A 17,896-nucleotide genomic window follows, 5' to 3' on the forward strand; every position below is an offset into this window, starting at 1 on the left:
TTTTTAACACTTTTTTAATCTTTAATGGTTGTACTTATTTTGAAGTTTACCTACCTTTGCCTCTGGGATGCGGAAAAGATTTTATCAATATTTGTACAGTTTGTTATTTGCGTTGCTTACCGTTTTAGGATGGTACTATGGGCAAATTCAGCAGTATATTTCAACAGATATCTCTTCTGATCTTCATTTTACCACTGATCTTCTTGTTCATCAGAAAAAAAGCTTCAAAGAATCTTTTGCCTTTCTTAAAAATCATGAAGCCAATGATGCTTACAATGTCAGCCATCCCCGTTACAACAAAATCAGAGCAAACCTTTCTGAAAATGATAATGAAAATGACGACAATGTAGAGTCATCAAGTTCTACAGAACTTATTGCTCTTTTCAAAGATGGCTTCTGGCATCTTATTTCAGGCTTTGTCACTACATTTCACAACAGACAAATTGCTGTTTCACTTTCTCAATCAGAACATTTAAAGACCTTACATGATGATCTGTACATCCAGTACAGGGTCATCCGACTGTGATTTTATAGTAATTTTTTCGAAAACCTTATATGCTTTCAAATCCTAATTTGAGAGCAGGTAACTCTATTTTTTCAATTATAAATTATTATAAAAACAAAATTTATCATGGTCAAGAAAAGTCTCATGTATATCAACTTGTGCCTTATTTTCTTGTTTGTAGGCTGTCAATCTGAAAAAAAGGAAAAAACAGAAGCAGCGTCATTCAACGTTACAAGCCCGCTAATAAAAGATACTTTAGTCAACAAAGATTATGTTGCGCAAATCCGTTCTATTAATCATATTGAGCTTCGTGCCCAGGAAAAAGGATACATCCAGTCTATTTATGTAGATGAAGGGCAGTTTGTACAGAAAGGGCAACTGATGTTCAAAATCATGCCTAATCTTTACGAATCTGATGTAAACCGTGCCAAAGCGGAAACCAAATACGCAGAAATTGAATATCAGAATACAAAAAATCTTTCTGACAAAAATATCGTTGCTCCTCAGGAAATGGCTATGGCTAAAGCAAGATATGAAAAAGCCCAGGCTGAGCTTTCTTCAATGAATACTCATTTGAGATTCACAGAAATCCGTGCTCCCTTTACCGGAATTGTAGGAAAATTACACGTAAGAAAAGGAAGCCTTGTAGATGAAGGAGAGCTTGTAACGGAGCTTTCAGACAACAGCAAAATGTGGGTATACTTCAATGTACCAGAAGCTGAATATCTTAATCAGATGGATGCGAAAAAAGATGACAATCCATTGCATGTACGTCTGAGAATGGCCAATGGCAAAGAGTTTACGCAAGATGGCATTGTACAAACCATTGAATCTGATTTTGACAATGAAACAGGAAATATCGCTTACAGAGCTACTTTCCCGAATCCAAAAGGACTATTGAGATACGGTGAAACGGGAAATATTGTCATTACTTCACCTTATGCCAATGCGATGATGATTCCGCAGAAAGCCACTTTTGAAGAGCTGGAAAAGAAATATGTCTATGTGATTGGTAAAGACGGCAAAGTACATGCAAGAGAAATAAAAGTTGCTGCCGAATTACCTCACATTTATGTAGTGGCTTCAGGGCTTGGAAAGGATGAAAGAATTCTTCTTGAGGGGCTTAGAATGGTACAGGAAAACCAAAAGATCAGTTCAAAGTACCAAAAGCCGGAGAAAGTAATGTCGAACCTGGATCTGTACGCCGAGTAACCAAAAGCAGCATTATGTTTAAAAAAGTAATACACCGACCGGTTTTCGCCATTGTGATATCGGTTGTGATCCTGTTTATGGGAGGGATTGCCATGAAGCAGCTTCCTACAGAACAGTTTCCTAAAATTGCCCCTACCACAGTAGCTGTTTCTATTGCTTATCCGGGAGCGAGTGCAGATGTATTGGTAAAATCATCTTTGATTACGATTGAAAATGCCATTAATGGAGTTCAGGGAATGCGTTACATCACTACCGATGCCACCAGTGCCGGAGAAGCTACGGTAAACGTTGTCTTTGATCCCGGAACCGATCCCAATGAAGCGGTAGTTCTGGTAAAAACCAGAGTGGATCAGGTAATGCCTTTATTACCCGAACTTGTACAGAAAGAAGGAGTTGTGGTAAACCCGATTCAGCCGAGTATGCTGATGTACGTGAATCTTTACAGTACGAATAAAAGTATGGATGAAAAATTCCTGTACAACTATTCTATGGTGAATATCATCCCGGAAATTAACCGTATTCACGGGATTGCAAAATCTCAGATTCTGGGTAGCCGAAGATATGCCATGCGTATCTGGCTGAATCCTGACCGTATGCGTGCGTATTCTATTTCTGTAGATGAGGTGATGAAGGCTATTGGTGAGCAAAGTATCATTGGCCGTCCGGGAAGAATCGGACAGAGTTCCGGTATTGCAGCACAGTCTCTGGAATATGTATTGACTTATAAAGGACAGTACAACAAGCCGGAAGAATATGAAAACATCATTGTCCGTTCCAATGCGGAAGGAGAAAATGTAAAGCTGAAAGATATTGCCAAAGTAGAGCTTGGAAGTGAGTTCTTTGATATTTATTCCAATCTTGACGGACATCCTTCCGCTTCTATCGTTTTAAAACAAAACTATGGAAGTAATGCCAATGATGTGATCAGAGATGTGAAAGCGAAACTGGCAGAAATGAAAGGAAACTTTCCTCCGGGAGTTGATTATAAAATCAGTTATGACGTATCCCAATTCCTGGATGCTTCCATTGAGCAGGTAATGCACACCTTGAGAGATGCATTTATCCTTGTAGCCATCGTGGTTTTCATTTTCCTTGGCGACTGGCGTTCTACGTTGATTCCTATTATTGCCGTGCCGGTTTCTTTGATCGGAACTTTCTTTGTCATTCAGTTTTTCGGATTAACCATTAATCTTGTTACCCTTTTCGCACTGGTATTGGCAATCGGTATTGTGGTTGATAACGCGATTGTAGTGATAGAAGCCGTTCACGCCAAAATGGAAGACAGTAATATTTCGCCTTACAAAGCCGTAAAAGAAGTAATGGGTGAAATTGCGGGCGCTATTATTGCCATTACAGCCGTGATGGTAGCCGTTTTCATTCCTATTTCATTTATGACTGGTCCGGTGGGAACTTTCTACCGTCAGTTTTCTATTACCATGGCAAGTTCTATTGTGATTTCAGCGGTAGTAGCGCTTACACTGACTCCGGTCTTGGCTGCAATGTTATTGAAAAACCATCATGGAAAGCCTAAGAAAGTCAATATTTTCACCAAAGCTTTAGACTCTTTTAATAGCGGATTTGATAAAATAACAGGAAAATACGCTTCATTCCTTAGAAAAATCGTAAGCCGAAAGGTAGTCACATGGGGAATCCTGATTGCTTTCTGTGCCGGAATTGTGATGATTAATAAAGTACTTCCGGGCGGATTTATCCCAAACGAAGACCAGGGAACCATCTATGCCATTATCCAGACTCCTCCGGGTTCTACGCTGGAACAAACGAATAAAGTTTCCAGAACGTTGCAGAAAATCTGTATGGGTGTAGACGGTGTGGAATCTGTATCATCCCTGGCAGGATACGAAATCATGACGGAAGGACGTGGATCAAATGCAGGAACCTGTCTGATCAACCTTAAAAGCTGGAATGACCGTGATCATTCTGTAAAGGAAATCATGGAAGAGCTGGAAGAAAAATCAAAAGATCTTGGAGCTACCATTGAATTCTTCGAACCACCCGCTGTACCAGGATTCGGATCTTCGGGAGGTTTCTCTATGAGACTTCTGGATCTGAACAGAACGACTGATTATCAGGAATTTGATAAAGCCAATAAAGATTTCATTGCCCAGCTTAAAAAACGTAAGGAACTTTCAGGAGTATTTACCTTCTTTGCAGCCAATTATCCTCAGTATGAACTGGTATTTGATAATAATGCAGCGATGCAGAAAGGAGTTTCTATCGGAAAAGCGATGGACAACCTCAACATTCTGATCGGTAGTACCTATGAACAGGGCTTTATCCGTTTCGGACAGTTCTTTAAAGTATATGTACAATCGTCTCCGGAATTCAGAAGGCTTCCTACGGATATTATGAATCTATATGTAAAAAATGACCGTGATGAAATGGTTCCTTATTCAGCATTTATGACGATGAAAAAGACACAGGGACCTAACGAAATCACCCGTTACAACATGTACAATTCTGCGGCAATCCGTGGACTTCCGGCTTCTGGATATACAACAGCGGATGCCATTCAGGCCATCAATGAAACGGCAGCTAAAACACTTCCTCACGGATACAAAGTAGCCTGGGAAGGATTGTCTTACGATGAGGCACAACGTGGTAATGAAGCGATCTACGTATTCCTTGTTGTTTTGGTATTTGTTTATCTGGTTCTGGCAGCTCAGTATGAAAGTTTCCTGATTCCGTTTGCCGTACTTTGTTCACTTCCGGTGGGAGTTTTCGGGTCTTTCTTATTATTAAAAGCGATGGGACTGGAAAATGATATTTATGCACAGGTAGGATTGATTATGATTATCGGATTACTGGGTAAAAATGCAGTACTTATTGTAGAATTTGCAGTGAAAAGACGTCAGGCCGGAGATTCTATTCTTGAAGCGGCTGTAGAAGGCTCCAAAGCCCGTTTCAGACCGATTCTGATGACCTCTTTTGCCTTTATTGCAGGATTGGTTCCGCTTGTTTTTGCAAGAGGTGCCGGAGCGATCGGAAACCACACCATTGGAGCGTCTTCACTGGGAGGAATGCTGATAGGAACGCTATTCGGAGTGATTGTAATTCCGGGGCTCTACTACATATTTGCCAAATGGTCTGATGGTAAAAAAATGATCAAAGACGAAGATGAATCTCCATTAAGCGAAGACATGATCCATTATGAATAAAAGAAAAATATATCAATATGCAGGTCTGGCAGTCTTCTTATTAAGTCTTACTGCCTGTAAACCTATCGAAATAGAACAACGTGCTGAAAATAAAACCGTTCCTGAGAAATACGGTTCAGCAGAAAATGACACTATCAATACGGGAAAAATGAAGTGGAATGAATATTTCAGTGATCCTCATCTTCAGGAGCTGATTAGTCAGGCTCTTCAGAATAATCAGGAACTGAATATTGTCCTTCAGGAAATTGAAATGTCTAAAAACGAAATCAAAGCCAAGAAAGGTGAATATCTTCCTTCTGTAGGTTTAAAAGCCGGAGCTGGCGTAGACAAAGTAAGCCGGTACACCAATATCGGAGCGATGGAAGCCAATACCGAAATAGAACCCGGCAGAGAAATGCCGGAACCTTTATTTGACTTTGGAATTGGTGCCCAGGCACAGTGGGAAACCGATATCTGGGGAAAACTTCATAATGCTACAAAAGCACAGGTACAAAGGTATCTTGCGAGCATTGAAGGAAAGAACTTCATGACAACTCATCTGATTTCTGAGATTGCTGATTCTTATTATGAACTGTTGGCACTGGATAATGAGCTGGTTATTTTGAACCAGAATATCAAAATTCAGAATGATGCGCTGGAGATTATCAAAGATTTAAAGAAGAATGCCCGATCCAATGAACTGGCTGTACAGAGATTTGAAGCCCAGGTTCTGAAAACTCAGGGAATGCAGTATGATATCCAACAGAAGATTGTTGAAACTGAGAATAAGATCAATTATCTGGTGGGAAGATTTCCGCAATCTGTGGAAAGAAGTCAGAATTCGTTCGATTCTGTTGTTCCGCAAGCCGTGTATGGAGGAATTCCTTCCGAACTTTTAGAAAACCGTCCGGATATTAAACAGGCTGAATATGAACTGGCTGCGGCCAAGCTTGACATTAAAGTAGCCAAAGCAAGGTTCTACCCTTCTCTTGATCTTTCTGCCGGAGTTGGACTCCAGGCATTTAATCCTTTATATATCATCAAACCTCAGTCGTTCCTGTTCTCTCTTGCGGGAGAACTTACAGCTCCACTGATCAACCGAAGAGCGATTAAAGCGGCTTATAATAATGCCAGTGCGAAACAGATTCAGGCGGTATATCATTATGAGCAGACTGTTCTGGGAGCTTATATTGAGGTAGCTAATCAATTGTCTAAAATTCATAATCTGGAAAGCAGTGTGAATATCAAAACGAAGGAAGTGAATGCTTTAACCAAGTCGATTGATATTTCTAATGATCTGTTCAAATATGCCCGTGCTGATTATATGGAGGTTTTACTGACCCAACGTGACGCACTGGAATCAAGGTTTGAGCTGGTGGAAAAGAAAGTGAATCAACTTAAAGCGAGTGTTGCTGTATACAGAGCACTAGGCGGCGGTTGGGACCAGACACCTTTGGAGGTTCCGGATATTACCAAACAATAAATTCTTTTCAATCTTGTTTTTATAGGAGTCTGCCAAAAGGCAGGCTTCTTTTTTTGGTTTTGGCTAAATTTTTCCCACAGATTACACAGATAAACACTGATGTTTGAGTATATTTCTTTCATTCGCAATTCATAATTCATAATTCATAATTCATAATTCATAATTCATAATTCATAATTCTATTCTAGCCCTGATAGCAGCGGTTACCCCACAGCAGGAAGTGGTTTCAGCCAGGGGCGAGGAGTATGAGCGGATAGCAGGATAAAGCTCCTGATGCCAGATCTTATGATTAGTACTGCTATAAAATAAACAATAAGTCTACAAAATCAATAGACTTATGGTGTTAATTTTAATTCACGATTGCCACTACAACTTTTTTATCATTTTTTAACATTTTATACAAAAACACAAATTACTGATTTACAAATAAATAAATTAATATCATTTTATAAAACACTATTAGTCTACTAAATTAGTAGGTTAATATGATTTTTCTCATACCTCTCTTTTACCACGGTTTGTCAATTATTAAATAATTTTGACCCAGTTAAAAAATAAACTTTATTCTCATGAATAAGAATACCTTTAATTCTTACCTATGCACCATTACGGCGGCAACTCCTGCACAGCAAAACTGTTGTGGAATGCCTACCCTTTCACAGCACAACTGCATTTCTCAAGACATGTGCTTTGATATGATGCGCATGATGATGATGTGCTAACTTTTTAAGAGATACATTCATTGCTGTAGGAATTAAAGCCAAGGAATTCAAGGCTTCTTTCATCCGGGTACATCTCCTGTAAATTTAATTTTCTGTTTTTTATATCCTCCCTGAAAAAGGAGGCAGGGAATTATTATTTCTTACGGAGAGATCAGCAGTAATACACAATTCAGTTTTAAACCTAGATTAATATAATGAAAAAGAAACAATGCAAGCTTGGTGTATTGGCCTTACTGCTGTTCGCGGAATATGGTTTTGCACAAAGTAAAGACAGTCTTTCCAAGGAAACCTCCATAAAAGAAGTGGTGGTGGTAGCTTTTGGAAAGCAGAAAAAAGAAGAAATTACAGGATCTGTACAGTCGCTGAAGGCTAAGGATCTTTCTAATCTTCAAAATGGAAATATTCTTCAGGGAATTGGAGGAAAAGTGGCAGGAGTACAGGTGATTTCCTCAGGGCAGCCGGGTTCCCAGCCTACCATCAGAATGAGAGGAATTGGCTCTATCAACGCATCCAGCGACCCTCTGATTGTACTGGATGGTATTCCGTACAGCGGAAATCTGAACAGTATTGCGGCATCGGATATCGAAAGTATTTCTTTTCTGGAAGATGCCTCTTCGAATGCTCTGTATGGTTCCAGAGGGGCCAACGGAGTTATTATTGTGAACACCAAAAGAGGAAAAAGTAAGGGTGTAAGTATTGAGGCCGATGTAAAAACAGGGGTTAATTTCAGATCTATTGAAGATTATTCGGTTTATACTTCTCCTCAGGATTATTATACAGCTTATTATAACCGAGCCAGAATTGGTGAAATCGCAAGACTGAAACAACCGGGAGCTGTTCCTTCAGGCCCTTCTCCTCACGATGTGGGACTTTCAGCATTGACAAAACTTGGGTATAATGTGTATAATGTTCCTTTTAATCAGCTGATATCAAAGGATGGTTCTTTTAATTCTGATGCAAAATTATTATATCAGGACGATTGGAAAAAACTGCTTTTCAGACCTGCTTTAAGGCGAGAAGCTACGGTAGGTATCAATGCTAATGGAGATCAGGTAAAATCTTACACTTCTCTTAACTATCTTGATGACAAGGGATATTTGATTTCATCAGGGTTTGAAAGATTCGGGATCAGATCTAATGTAGACTACACTATCACTTCAAAACTGAAACTAACCAGTGCTTTATCCTACACTTACAGCAAGCAGGATTTCGGTGAGACCGGAGGTTTCTCCAACCCTTTCCAGTTTGCCCGAAATATTGCTCCTTTCTATCCTGTTTTTCTGAGAGACAACAATTATCAAAGGCTTTATGACAGTTATGGAAATGCTTTATATGATTATGGAGACGGACAAGGGCCTAACGGAGCTACAAGATCTTATGCTGTATTTGAAAATCCCGTAGGTAACCTTCAGAAGAATAAATCACAAATCGTAAGTAATGTGACCAATCTTAATCTTGGTTTAAATTATGAAATCATCAAAGGGCTGGATTTTACCTATAATTTTGGTGCTTATCTCGAAAATACAAGAAACCTTCAGTTCGGAAATACGGAAGGAGGAACTTCTTCTTCTGTGGGAGGAACTATTTCGCAAAGTTCAAACTTTAAATATACACTGAACCACCAACAGTTGCTTACCTACCAGAAAAAACTGGGAAATCACAGCTTCAATCTCCTTGTAGGGCATGAACTGAATAAAATAAAAGATGATGGCTTTTCAGGATCAAAACAGCAGCTTTTATTACCTGACTCACAAGCTTTTGATAATGCTGTGAAAATTACCGGATTATCAGGAAGCGGCTATGAATATGCTGTAGAAGGCTATTTCACAAGGTTATTGTATAATTATGATGGTAAATATTTCTTCAATGCTAACATTCGTAGAGACGGTTCTTCTGTATTTTCTCCGGAGAGCAGATGGGGAAATTTTTATGGATTAGGTCTTGCATGGAATATCGCAAAAGAAGATTTTCTTAAGGACAACAGCGTGATTAATTCTTTAAAATTAAAAGCTTCTTATGGCCAGCAGGGAAATGACAACATCCTTTTAAGCGGCTCTTCCAGAGACTACTATGCTTATCAGGATATCTACGGAATCAATAATTTCGGGAATGACAAACCTGTTCTATCTCTTAAAAAACAAGGAAATAAAGATTTGAAATGGGAAACCTCCAAAAATCTGAATGCCGGTTTTGAAATTTCACTTTTAAAAAACAGAATCAATCTGAATGCTGATTATTTTGAAAGAAAAGTTTCGGATATGATCTACACACTTCCTCTTCCTCCATCCAATGCAGGCTCCTATGTGAAGTATGGAAATATCGGAGATATGACGAACAGAGGTGTTCAGGCGAATGTCAATATTGATATTCTTCGCGGTGATGAGTTCCAGTGGAGTTTTTACGCCAATGCCACTCATTACAAAAACAAGATTACCCGATTACCAGCCGAGCAGAGAAATACCGGGCTTGTTTCAGGTTTATTTATTCTGACAGAAGGTGGAGACCGTTACACGTATTTCCTCAAAGAATTTGCAGGGGTAAATCCTGAGAATGGTGATGCTTTGTGGTATCGTACCACCATCAATCCAATCACTCAAAAGGAAGAAAGAACAATAACCAATAATTATAAGGAAGCCACCGATTATAACACCGGAAAGTCTGCCATTCCAAAGGTATATGGTGGATTTGGGACAGATTTCAGCTATAAAAGATTCAATCTGGCAGTGAATTTTGCTTACCAGTTCGGTGGATATGGATATGATGATATTTACAGAAGCTTATTCCATTCTGACAGCTATGGGTCTAACTATTCAACGGATCTGGATAAAACCTGGACTCCGGAAAATCCAACGGCTGCCTTACCAAGAGTAGATCTTACGGCTACGAACCAGAATGGAAATTCAACACTTTATCTTATCAAATCGGATTATATCAGTCTTCAGGATGTAACCCTTTCCTATCAGCTTCCTGAAGGTTTTGCCCAACAGGCAGGTTTATCTGGTCTGAAAATTTATGTGACGGGGAACAATCTATACCTATGGTCAAAGAGAAAAGGATATGATCCAAGAGCTTCACTGACAGGAGTTTCTGATGCTTACCGTTATTCTCTTCTGTCCAGTGTCTCTTTAGGGTTTAAACTTAATTTTTAAAAGAACAGGAATGAACACAATAAAATACTTTATAACAGCTGCAACCCTAAGTTTTTTGGCTACCAGCTGTGCTAATGATCTCAATACTTTGCCGGAAGGAGATATTTCCGGGGAGCAGCTCAATAGCGATGCCAACAGCCCGGAAAAAATCCTGGGTGGAATCTATCTTGATCTTCGAAGCAATGGTGCAGGCGGTACTACCGTTCATTCAGATTTCGGAATCATGGGAATAAAAGCGGGATCCGACCTTATGTCCAATGATGTGATCCAGTCTACCAACCAGCATTTAGGAATGTTTTATAATTATGAAGCCACCAATGCCAGTAATATTGCTTCTGAGATTGTGTGGACCACTTTTTATGCAAGAATATTTGTGATCAACAAGCTGCTTGATGGTCTGGATAAAAATGCCAATGCAAAAAACAGAGCAATTGCAGGACAGCTTCTGGCTTTAAGAGCTTATTCCTATTTTTACCTGGTTCGTTTTTATGCCAATGATTATAATGGACATCAGTCTGAGCCTGGACTTCCATTGGTTCTTACAGCCAATAACCCAAGTCAGGGACTTCCCAGATCAACGGTTGCTGAAGTCTATTCACAAATCAAAAAAGATATTGAAGAATCTATTACGCTTCTGGATACGTATGCCCGCCCTTCCAGAGCCCAGATAGACCAAAGAACCGCTAAAGCTATTGCATCTGAAGTGTTTCTGGAAACAGGAGATTATATCAAAGCTGCTCAATACGCTCAGGAAGGTAAACAGGGAATTGTCCTTATGACCGAAGATGATTATACCTCTACCGGATTTTCCAACATTAATAATCCTGAGGTAATATGGGGTTTTCATAATACGATTTCCACAATGAGTATCGGAAATTATTACGCTTCTTTCTTCTCCATGTTTGATAATACCAATGAAGGCTATGCAGGAGCTGCACAGATCCGTAAGCTGATCGATAAGCGTCTTTATGAAGCCATTCCGGCATCGGATTACCGTAAGAAAGTCTTCAATGGAAGCCAGAATGCAGCGTATACTTTTAATGGAAAAACAAAAAATTATCCGCCGTATGTAAGCTGGAAATTTAAAGATCCTACCCTTTTTGAGGGAGATTATATTTACATCAGAGCATCTTCATTATATTATATCCAGGCTGAAGCCCTTGCCAGACAAGGACGAGAAGCCGAAGCGAGACAGGTATTGTTTGATATTACTTCAAAAAGAGATCAGGCTTATACATTGTCTACAAAATCCGGCAGCGCGCTGATCAATGAAATTGTCCTGCAAAAGAGAATAGAACTCTGGGGTGAAGGCTACGCCTGGTTTGATATGAAAAGGCTGAATACTCCTTTGGAAAGAATATATACGGGCACGAACCATACTTTTGGAAGATTCAATCTGACCCCTGATAAATTCAGGTTTCAGATTCCTAATAAAGAGATTAATAACAACCCACAAATCAAGCAGAATGAATAGATAAACAGAAACAATTTTACATTCAAATATATTCAGTGACGAGGCACCATTTACTTCTAAGTGGTGCCTTTTTATTGATTAAAGTAAGGTGCTGAGAATTAAAAAAGCTTTGCATCTTTGCGATTTTCCAAAAAAACACAAATACGAAAGATATAATTGGAAAATCACAAAGGCGCAAAATCCTATTAAAAAGGCTGCTATAAGGCGCAAGGATTTTATCTGTGATAAAATTGAATACTGTTTATTTCCTAAGTCTCTTGCAGATTCTTTATTTTATAACAATATCAGATTTGTAATGATCTTTTACCAGCTCTCCATTTTTATACAACCTCTGGTTAACCACCTTTCCTTTTTCATTAAAGTAAAGCCACAACGCATTTTTTCTTCCCAAAGAATCCAGACGTCCCATTTCTTTCGGCATTTTATTGTTATGAAGAATCTGAACAGGATATAATCCTTTCAGGTCTTTCAGTGAATCCACTTTTTCAGGGATCAGTTCAGAGTCATTCCCGATTTTGAAAATATATTTTTTCCCTTTATCACTATTCAAAATCAGTTCATCACCTGTTATCTTATATTTACCTTCAGAAAAAGGTGCTGTTACAATCTGATCATAGCTTACATGTTCTGTTTTTAAAAATTCGAAATTTCCATCTTTTATATAAAGTGAATAACTTCCATTTCCCGATTCCAATTCAACATATTTAGGATATTCTTTATTTTTTTTACAGGAAATAATGGAGAAAAGAAGTCCAAAAAGGCAGATAATTTTAATTTTCATAAGAACTAAATTATTAAAATATCCTGAATAAAATAACAGTAGAATACTCTTCTTGTTATTTCCTGTCTCCTACTCTACCTTCTTTCAAACTCCCGGAGTTTTCTTTTCATCAGCTTAATTTCTGCAGATTGGGTTTTAAAAATATTTCTCTGAAGGATAATCAGCTGTGGATCACTGAGGTGTACCTTTTCAGATATCAATAAGGCTGCTGCATGATGAGGAATCATACTTTTTACAAACTGCCTGTCATCCACATTCACCTGTTCTCTGATTCCAAACCAGGAAAACAGACTTGTCACCACTCCAATACTTACAATGATCCAATTAAGCGTTCTGTTCCTATACCTCTTTCGCATGACCCATAATTCAATAAGTAACATGGCTGAAACCATCATGAGAGTCATGTATAAATTATTAATATTTGAAATAAAATTTCTCGGGTTGTCTATCATCGTGTACATAATGATATACATAAAACAGAACATCATCAAAGCCATAAGTACAAATCGGCTGTACATTACAGAAGAATTAATTAAATGTTTTTTATTTTCTTTCAAAGAAGAAACTTCATTTTTACGCTTCATATTTTCCATAAGAGAGGGCACTGTAAATAATATTATATAATTCAAAAACTTGTGATAAAAATAATAATATTTATCTGACAGGTTTATGCTTATACTCATAATAATTGACGAAAATACTTCCTTGTACAATCAAAAGAAAAAGATATATTTGGGAACTCAAATCTTTTTGAAGTGCTCAGTTGCAAAATGATTTCAATGAGAGTAGTTTTCATTCTCCATCTCAATTTTCAGCTATAAAAACATTAATAATGACCAAAACACAATTATTTTTCACCGGTATATCTTTCACCTTGCTATCTTTTACCGCTTCGGCTCAGAAAAAAACCACATATGCCCATAAAATTGACAGCATTATCACTGCTACCAGCCCAATAAAATTCAATGGCGTTGTTTTGGTCGCACAAAAAGGAAAAGTACAATATCTGAAATCCAACGGTTATAAGGATTTTGAAAAAAAGATTCCTTTGAAAGCAGATGATCAGTTTGAAATCATGTCAAACTCTAAGCAGGTAACCGCTGTTTTAGTTCTACAGGCTGCCGAACAGGGAAAACTGGATCTTCATACTCCTATCAAAAAATATCTTCCTGCTATTACCCAAACCTGGGCAGATACAGTAACAATCCATCATCTCCTGAACCATACTCACGGAATTACCAAACTGGAAAAACCTTCAGCTTTCAAAGCCGGTTCTCAGTTTAAATATGGTAATCTCTCTTATATGATGCTTGGGGAAATTCTTAAAAATACAACAGGAAAAAGTTTCACTGAACTGGCTAATTCTCTTTTTAAAAAACTGAAAATGAATCAGACTTTTGTTTATAACCAAAAAAATAACCAATCTCCCGTTCCCGGTTATATGAATGAAAACAATCAGTTTAAAAAAGTGAAAGAGTCTTTTCTGAATGAGGATATCGTTCCTGCTGCAGGAATCATTTCTACCGTACAGGATCTCGCAAAGTGGGATCAGGCCTTATTTAAAGGAAAACTGTTGTCTCCGGAGTTTCAAAAACAGATGATGACCCCTTCTACCCGCTCTCAGCATGACGTATTTGGAAAAGAAAGCATGGGATTCGGGTATAATGTAAGGTTTATCAAAGAAGCAGGTCTGGATTATTTTGCCGTGACTGGTCTTGGTGATGGGTTTACCTGTCTTAACACCTACTTTCCTTCCACAGATACAACTTTGATCATCCTCGAAAATCAGATGCCTGAAAACCGTGAATACTGGAGTTTCAAAGAAGCTGCAATAAAAAATACAGTTCTGAAGGCAATCACTGCTAAATAACCCTAACACTTAAAAAAGTACCCACCAAAGGCTTTTAGAATACACAGCATTCAATTTTATCGCAGATAAAATCTTCGTCTTATAACAACTTTTTTGTGCCTTTGCGATTTTCCAAAAAAAATAAATAAGAAGAGTTTAATTGGAAAACGCAAAGGCGCAAAGCTTTTTTAATTCGATGTAAATTTTAAGGCGCAAAAAAAAATCAAAGATTTTTAGCAAGGATACTACTTTAACATCTACCCTAAAGATGTAGAGATTATACAATTCTTTTTAAAATTCTTGTTTTAACAATAGAGAAAGGTTTTTCTATCACAAATCTGTAGAATAAACCTCCAAGTACGCAGGCTAAGAGACAAACCATAAGACTTATATTATCTGATGTTTCAAATTTAAAATAATCAAATCCTTCCTGCGTGAGATGAATAATTCCCTTATGCGACAGGTAAACAGCATAAGACAAAGCTGCCAGTTGAGCAGTGAGATAAGATTTTGTCCGATACAGGAAAGATGATTGAGAAACTGCAGCCATAAGAATTACTCCAAAACTTATAGCTACCAACGTAAACCCGAATATGGAAGCTGTTTTTGAAGCCTGCTCATTACATATCCAGAAAGATATTCCCAACAATACAATTCCCAAAAAGAAAAGTCTGTTTCCGTTGTTACTTACTATTTTTTTGAATTGTGATGAATACTGCATCAAATATCCGATCAAAACACCTATCCCTAAACCATCCAGCCTTGTATGAGTGGGGTAATATATTTGCATATACCATAGTTTCCAGAAATCAGTGGAAGCTGTATCCAGCCCTGATATATATTCATTCCATACCATCAACCTGAATACAATAGAAAGTCCGATAACAGTCATCATCAGAACTGTCAGATATCTGAATAATTTTGTAGATGACACCATTAAAAGAAACAGGGGAAGAATAAGATAAAACTGCTCTTCGATACATAAAGACCATGCATGGGAAAAGGTTCCACGGTTGATAACATCCAATCCATAGTTTTGGGTAAAAGTAATAAACTTCCATAACGGAGATAAAGTTTCACGCTCTCTGAAAAAAGGGAATGTAAAATAAAGGAAAATAGTAAAAAAGTAAGCCGGAAAAATCCTGAAAAACCGTTTTATATAGAATACTTTCAGACTGACATTTCCTTTATTCTTTATTTCTTTGAACAATTGCCCTGAGATCAGAAAACCACTTAAAACAAAAAACAAATCTACACCTGTCCAGCCAAACCTTCCGATACTGTCTATCCAGTCAGGATGTTTGAATGCCCGATAATGATACATGAGCACCAATAAAATTGCAATAGCTCTAAGATGATCTAATCCGTAAAGCCTTTCTGAATATTCCTTCATTATTTTTTCATGCAAATGTGGGTGAATTTCAGGGTGATTTCGGATGGAATATCCGGACAACTGCCTATTCAGTATCAACGACAAAATATGCAGTTCATACCGTGAATAATGTTGTATGTCATTATTTTAATACCATTAGCATAACATTTTCCTAAGGTTACTTAAGATTTTATATTTTTGAGGATGATGAAAACTCTGTCAGAAATTCAGATCAGACAAAATCTATACTTCCAGCTGTTCTTCTGGCCGGCTTTATTTTTATTCGGAACAGTAAGAATGTCTGGAGAATATGATAGTGAAGCTACCAAAGGATTGATTATTTATAATTTTTGCCATTGGATTTTCCAGATTGCAGGAGCCAATTTTATTTATTTTGTTCTCATTCGTCATTTTTTTGATCAGAAAAAGTATGTTAAATTAATACTGTCTATTCTTCTCAGCCTTTATATTATTTCTGTCATTAACCGGTTTTTTATTGTTTATATTGCAGAACCTCTATTCATCAATGAATTATTGAAAGACACCCCTTTTGAAATTTTCACAGATATTCCTTACCTGCTGCTTCATTATACCTTTCCGATTATCAGCGGCGCATTTATCTTTATTTCAATCATGTTTATCATACGGTATAAAGATGAAAAGGAACGCACCATCAAACTTCAGAAGGAAAAAACAGAGCTGGAACTGCAATCTCTCAAATCTCAGCTCAACCCTCATTTTCTCTTCAATACTTTGAATAATATTTACTCTCTGTCCATCAGCCATTCTGATCAAACATCCCAATCCATCAGCCAGCTTTCGGATATTCTGGATTATATTTTATACAAAGGACAAAAAAAGTGGGTGCAGGTTTCTGATGAACTGGATATTATTAATCATTACATTGCATTGGAAAAACTTCGATACCATGATGAAAGATTAAAAATTAACCTAAACATGGTCTTACAATCGGCGAATACCATTCCGCCACTTCTCTATCTCACTCTGGTAGAAAATGCTTTTAAACATGGAGCAGGAAAAAGTTCAGGAACAACGGGAATGACGATTGAAATAGAAACGAATCCTCAGCAATCTGTTTTTAAAATTGAAAATACCTTCTCAGATTCACCCACATCTAATGAGAAAGGAATCGGATTGCAAAATATAAAAAGACAGCTTCATTATCATTATCAGGAACATTTTACTTTTCAGATCTCACAGGAAAATAATATTTTTAAAGTTGAAATAACAACGCCTTCCCATTATGATTAACTGCATTATTGTAGATGACGAGCCTTTAGCCGCATCATTACTGGAAAACCATATCTCCAAGATTGACGATCTGAAACTTACGGGAAAAGCAGAAAATGCAATTCAGGCTTATAAAATACTGCAAAATCAGTCCGTTGATCTGATGTTTCTGGACATACAAATGCCTCATCTTAATGGAATCGATTTTCTGAAGTCCTTACCTCAAAAGCCTAAAACCATTTTCACCACAGCCTATCGTGATTTTGCTATTGAAGGATTCGAACTCGAAGCTGTAGATTATCTCCTGAAGCCCATTACCTTCGAACGTTTTTTCAAAGCTGTAGAACGCCTGTTAAGAAATACTGTTGACCAAAGAGAAGATTTCATCCTCATTAAAACAGAGGGAATGCACCGCAAACTTTCCCTTTCAGAGATCATCTATTTTGAAAGCCAGGGAAATGATATCAAAGTGGTACTAGCAACCCAGGGAAGCTTTATTTCAAAAAGTAAAATAACAGATATTGAGAAAACCTTATCTGGTAAAGGCTTTGTAAGAATCCACCGATCTTTTATCATTAATGCTGCTTTCGTAACTGCTTTTAATAATAACGAACTGATTGTCAGCAAGCACCAGATCCCTGTTGGCAGAAGCTACAGAAAGGAGTTCGATTCCTTTATAGCCACTGTTTCTAAAAACAAACTGTTATAAGTTCTTTAATTTTAAATCATAAAATTACATTTTTAACATTTATTTTAAATTAATTTTTAATTCAATCTTACTTAAAGGATTTTCAATCTGTTTTTCAATACATTACATCTTTTTAACAATCAAAAACCTATCTTAACAGACATCACAGCACTATAACAAAAGAGAATTAATCTCATGATTACCAAACTCTTATATAAACAATGAAATCCATAGCATCAGCAGATGATCACGTAT

The 17,896-nt window shown here is 37.4% G+C and carries 13 protein-coding genes; 10 read left to right on the forward strand and 3 right to left on the reverse strand.

The features are described 5' to 3' along the window. Window positions 1-91: 91 nt before the first annotated feature. The 7 genes from BUE84_RS15010 to BUE84_RS15035 all read left to right on the forward strand — a co-directional run bounded on the left by BUE84_RS15010 (window position 92) and on the right by BUE84_RS15035 (window position 11,700). Entirely contained in the window at window positions 92-526 is a 435-nt protein-coding gene (locus tag BUE84_RS15010; protein ID WP_145953264.1) for a hypothetical protein, read from the forward strand. 105 nt (window positions 527-631) lie between these two features. Beyond that, complete coding sequence (locus tag BUE84_RS15015) at window positions 632-1,717, forward strand: efflux RND transporter periplasmic adaptor subunit (protein ID WP_079242365.1); 1,086 nt, start codon at window positions 632-634, stop codon at window positions 1,715-1,717. Window positions 1,718-1,731: 14 nt separating this feature from the next. Beyond that, on the forward strand, window positions 1,732-4,893 hold the full coding sequence (locus BUE84_RS15020; protein WP_079242366.1) for an efflux RND transporter permease subunit: 3,162 nt from the start codon (window positions 1,732-1,734) through the stop codon (window positions 4,891-4,893). Next, window positions 4,886-6,355, forward strand: coding sequence for a TolC family protein (locus BUE84_RS15025; protein WP_079242367.1), 1,470 nt, complete (start codon window positions 4,886-4,888; stop codon window positions 6,353-6,355). Before BUE84_RS15020 ends, BUE84_RS15025 begins: the two co-directional genes overlap by 8 nt. 569 nt (window positions 6,356-6,924) lie before the next feature. Then, window positions 6,925-7,077, forward strand: a complete 153-nt coding sequence (locus tag BUE84_RS24445) for a hypothetical protein (protein WP_158521372.1) — start codon at window positions 6,925-6,927, stop codon at window positions 7,075-7,077. Window positions 7,078-7,271: 194 nt separating this feature from the next. After that, window positions 7,272-10,226, forward strand: a complete 2,955-nt coding sequence (locus BUE84_RS15030; protein ID WP_079242368.1) for a SusC/RagA family TonB-linked outer membrane protein — start codon at window positions 7,272-7,274, stop codon at window positions 10,224-10,226. A 10-nt stretch (window positions 10,227-10,236) separates the two neighbouring features. Next, complete coding sequence (locus BUE84_RS15035) at window positions 10,237-11,700, forward strand: RagB/SusD family nutrient uptake outer membrane protein (protein ID WP_079242369.1); 1,464 nt, start codon at window positions 10,237-10,239, stop codon at window positions 11,698-11,700. A gap of 268 nt (window positions 11,701-11,968) precedes the next feature. On the opposite strand, the gene BUE84_RS15040 is transcribed toward BUE84_RS15035, so the two are convergent. Both BUE84_RS15040 and BUE84_RS15045 read right to left on the reverse strand, forming a co-directional pair. Further along, the gene (locus BUE84_RS15040; RefSeq protein ID WP_079242370.1) at window positions 11,969-12,481 is read right to left on the reverse strand and encodes a hypothetical protein; all 513 of its coding nucleotides are present in this window, start codon (window positions 12,479-12,481) and stop codon (window positions 11,969-11,971) included. Between the two features lie 74 nt (window positions 12,482-12,555). Next, a complete protein-coding gene (locus BUE84_RS15045; protein WP_238594267.1) occupies window positions 12,556-13,065 on the reverse strand; it encodes a DUF305 domain-containing protein in 510 nt (169 codons plus the stop codon). Between the two features lie 248 nt (window positions 13,066-13,313). Here BUE84_RS15045 and BUE84_RS15050 point away from each other — a divergent pair, with 248 nt between their 5' ends. Next, window positions 13,314-14,351: a serine hydrolase domain-containing protein gene (locus tag BUE84_RS15050; protein WP_079242372.1), complete on the forward strand. Its 1,038-nt coding sequence runs from the start codon at window positions 13,314-13,316 to the stop codon at window positions 14,349-14,351. 256 nt (window positions 14,352-14,607) lie between these two features. Here BUE84_RS15050 and BUE84_RS15055 read toward each other — a convergent pair whose 3' ends face one another. Further along, on the reverse strand, window positions 14,608-15,723 hold the full coding sequence (locus BUE84_RS15055) for an acyltransferase family protein (RefSeq protein ID WP_079242373.1): 1,116 nt from the start codon (window positions 15,721-15,723) through the stop codon (window positions 14,608-14,610). Between the two features lie 183 nt (window positions 15,724-15,906). Here BUE84_RS15055 and BUE84_RS15060 point away from each other — a divergent pair, with 183 nt between their 5' ends. Continuing rightward, on the forward strand, window positions 15,907-16,974 hold the full coding sequence (locus BUE84_RS15060; RefSeq protein WP_079242374.1) for a sensor histidine kinase: 1,068 nt from the start codon (window positions 15,907-15,909) through the stop codon (window positions 16,972-16,974). Then, window positions 16,967-17,662, forward strand: coding sequence for a LytR/AlgR family response regulator transcription factor (locus BUE84_RS15065; protein WP_079242375.1), 696 nt, complete (start codon window positions 16,967-16,969; stop codon window positions 17,660-17,662). Before BUE84_RS15060 ends, BUE84_RS15065 begins: the two co-directional genes overlap by 8 nt. Window positions 17,663-17,896 lie beyond the last annotated feature (234 nt).

Source organism: Chryseobacterium indologenes (genome assembly GCF_002025665.1).
Taxonomy (GTDB): Bacteria; Bacteroidota; Bacteroidia; order Flavobacteriales; family Weeksellaceae; genus Chryseobacterium; species Chryseobacterium metallicongregator.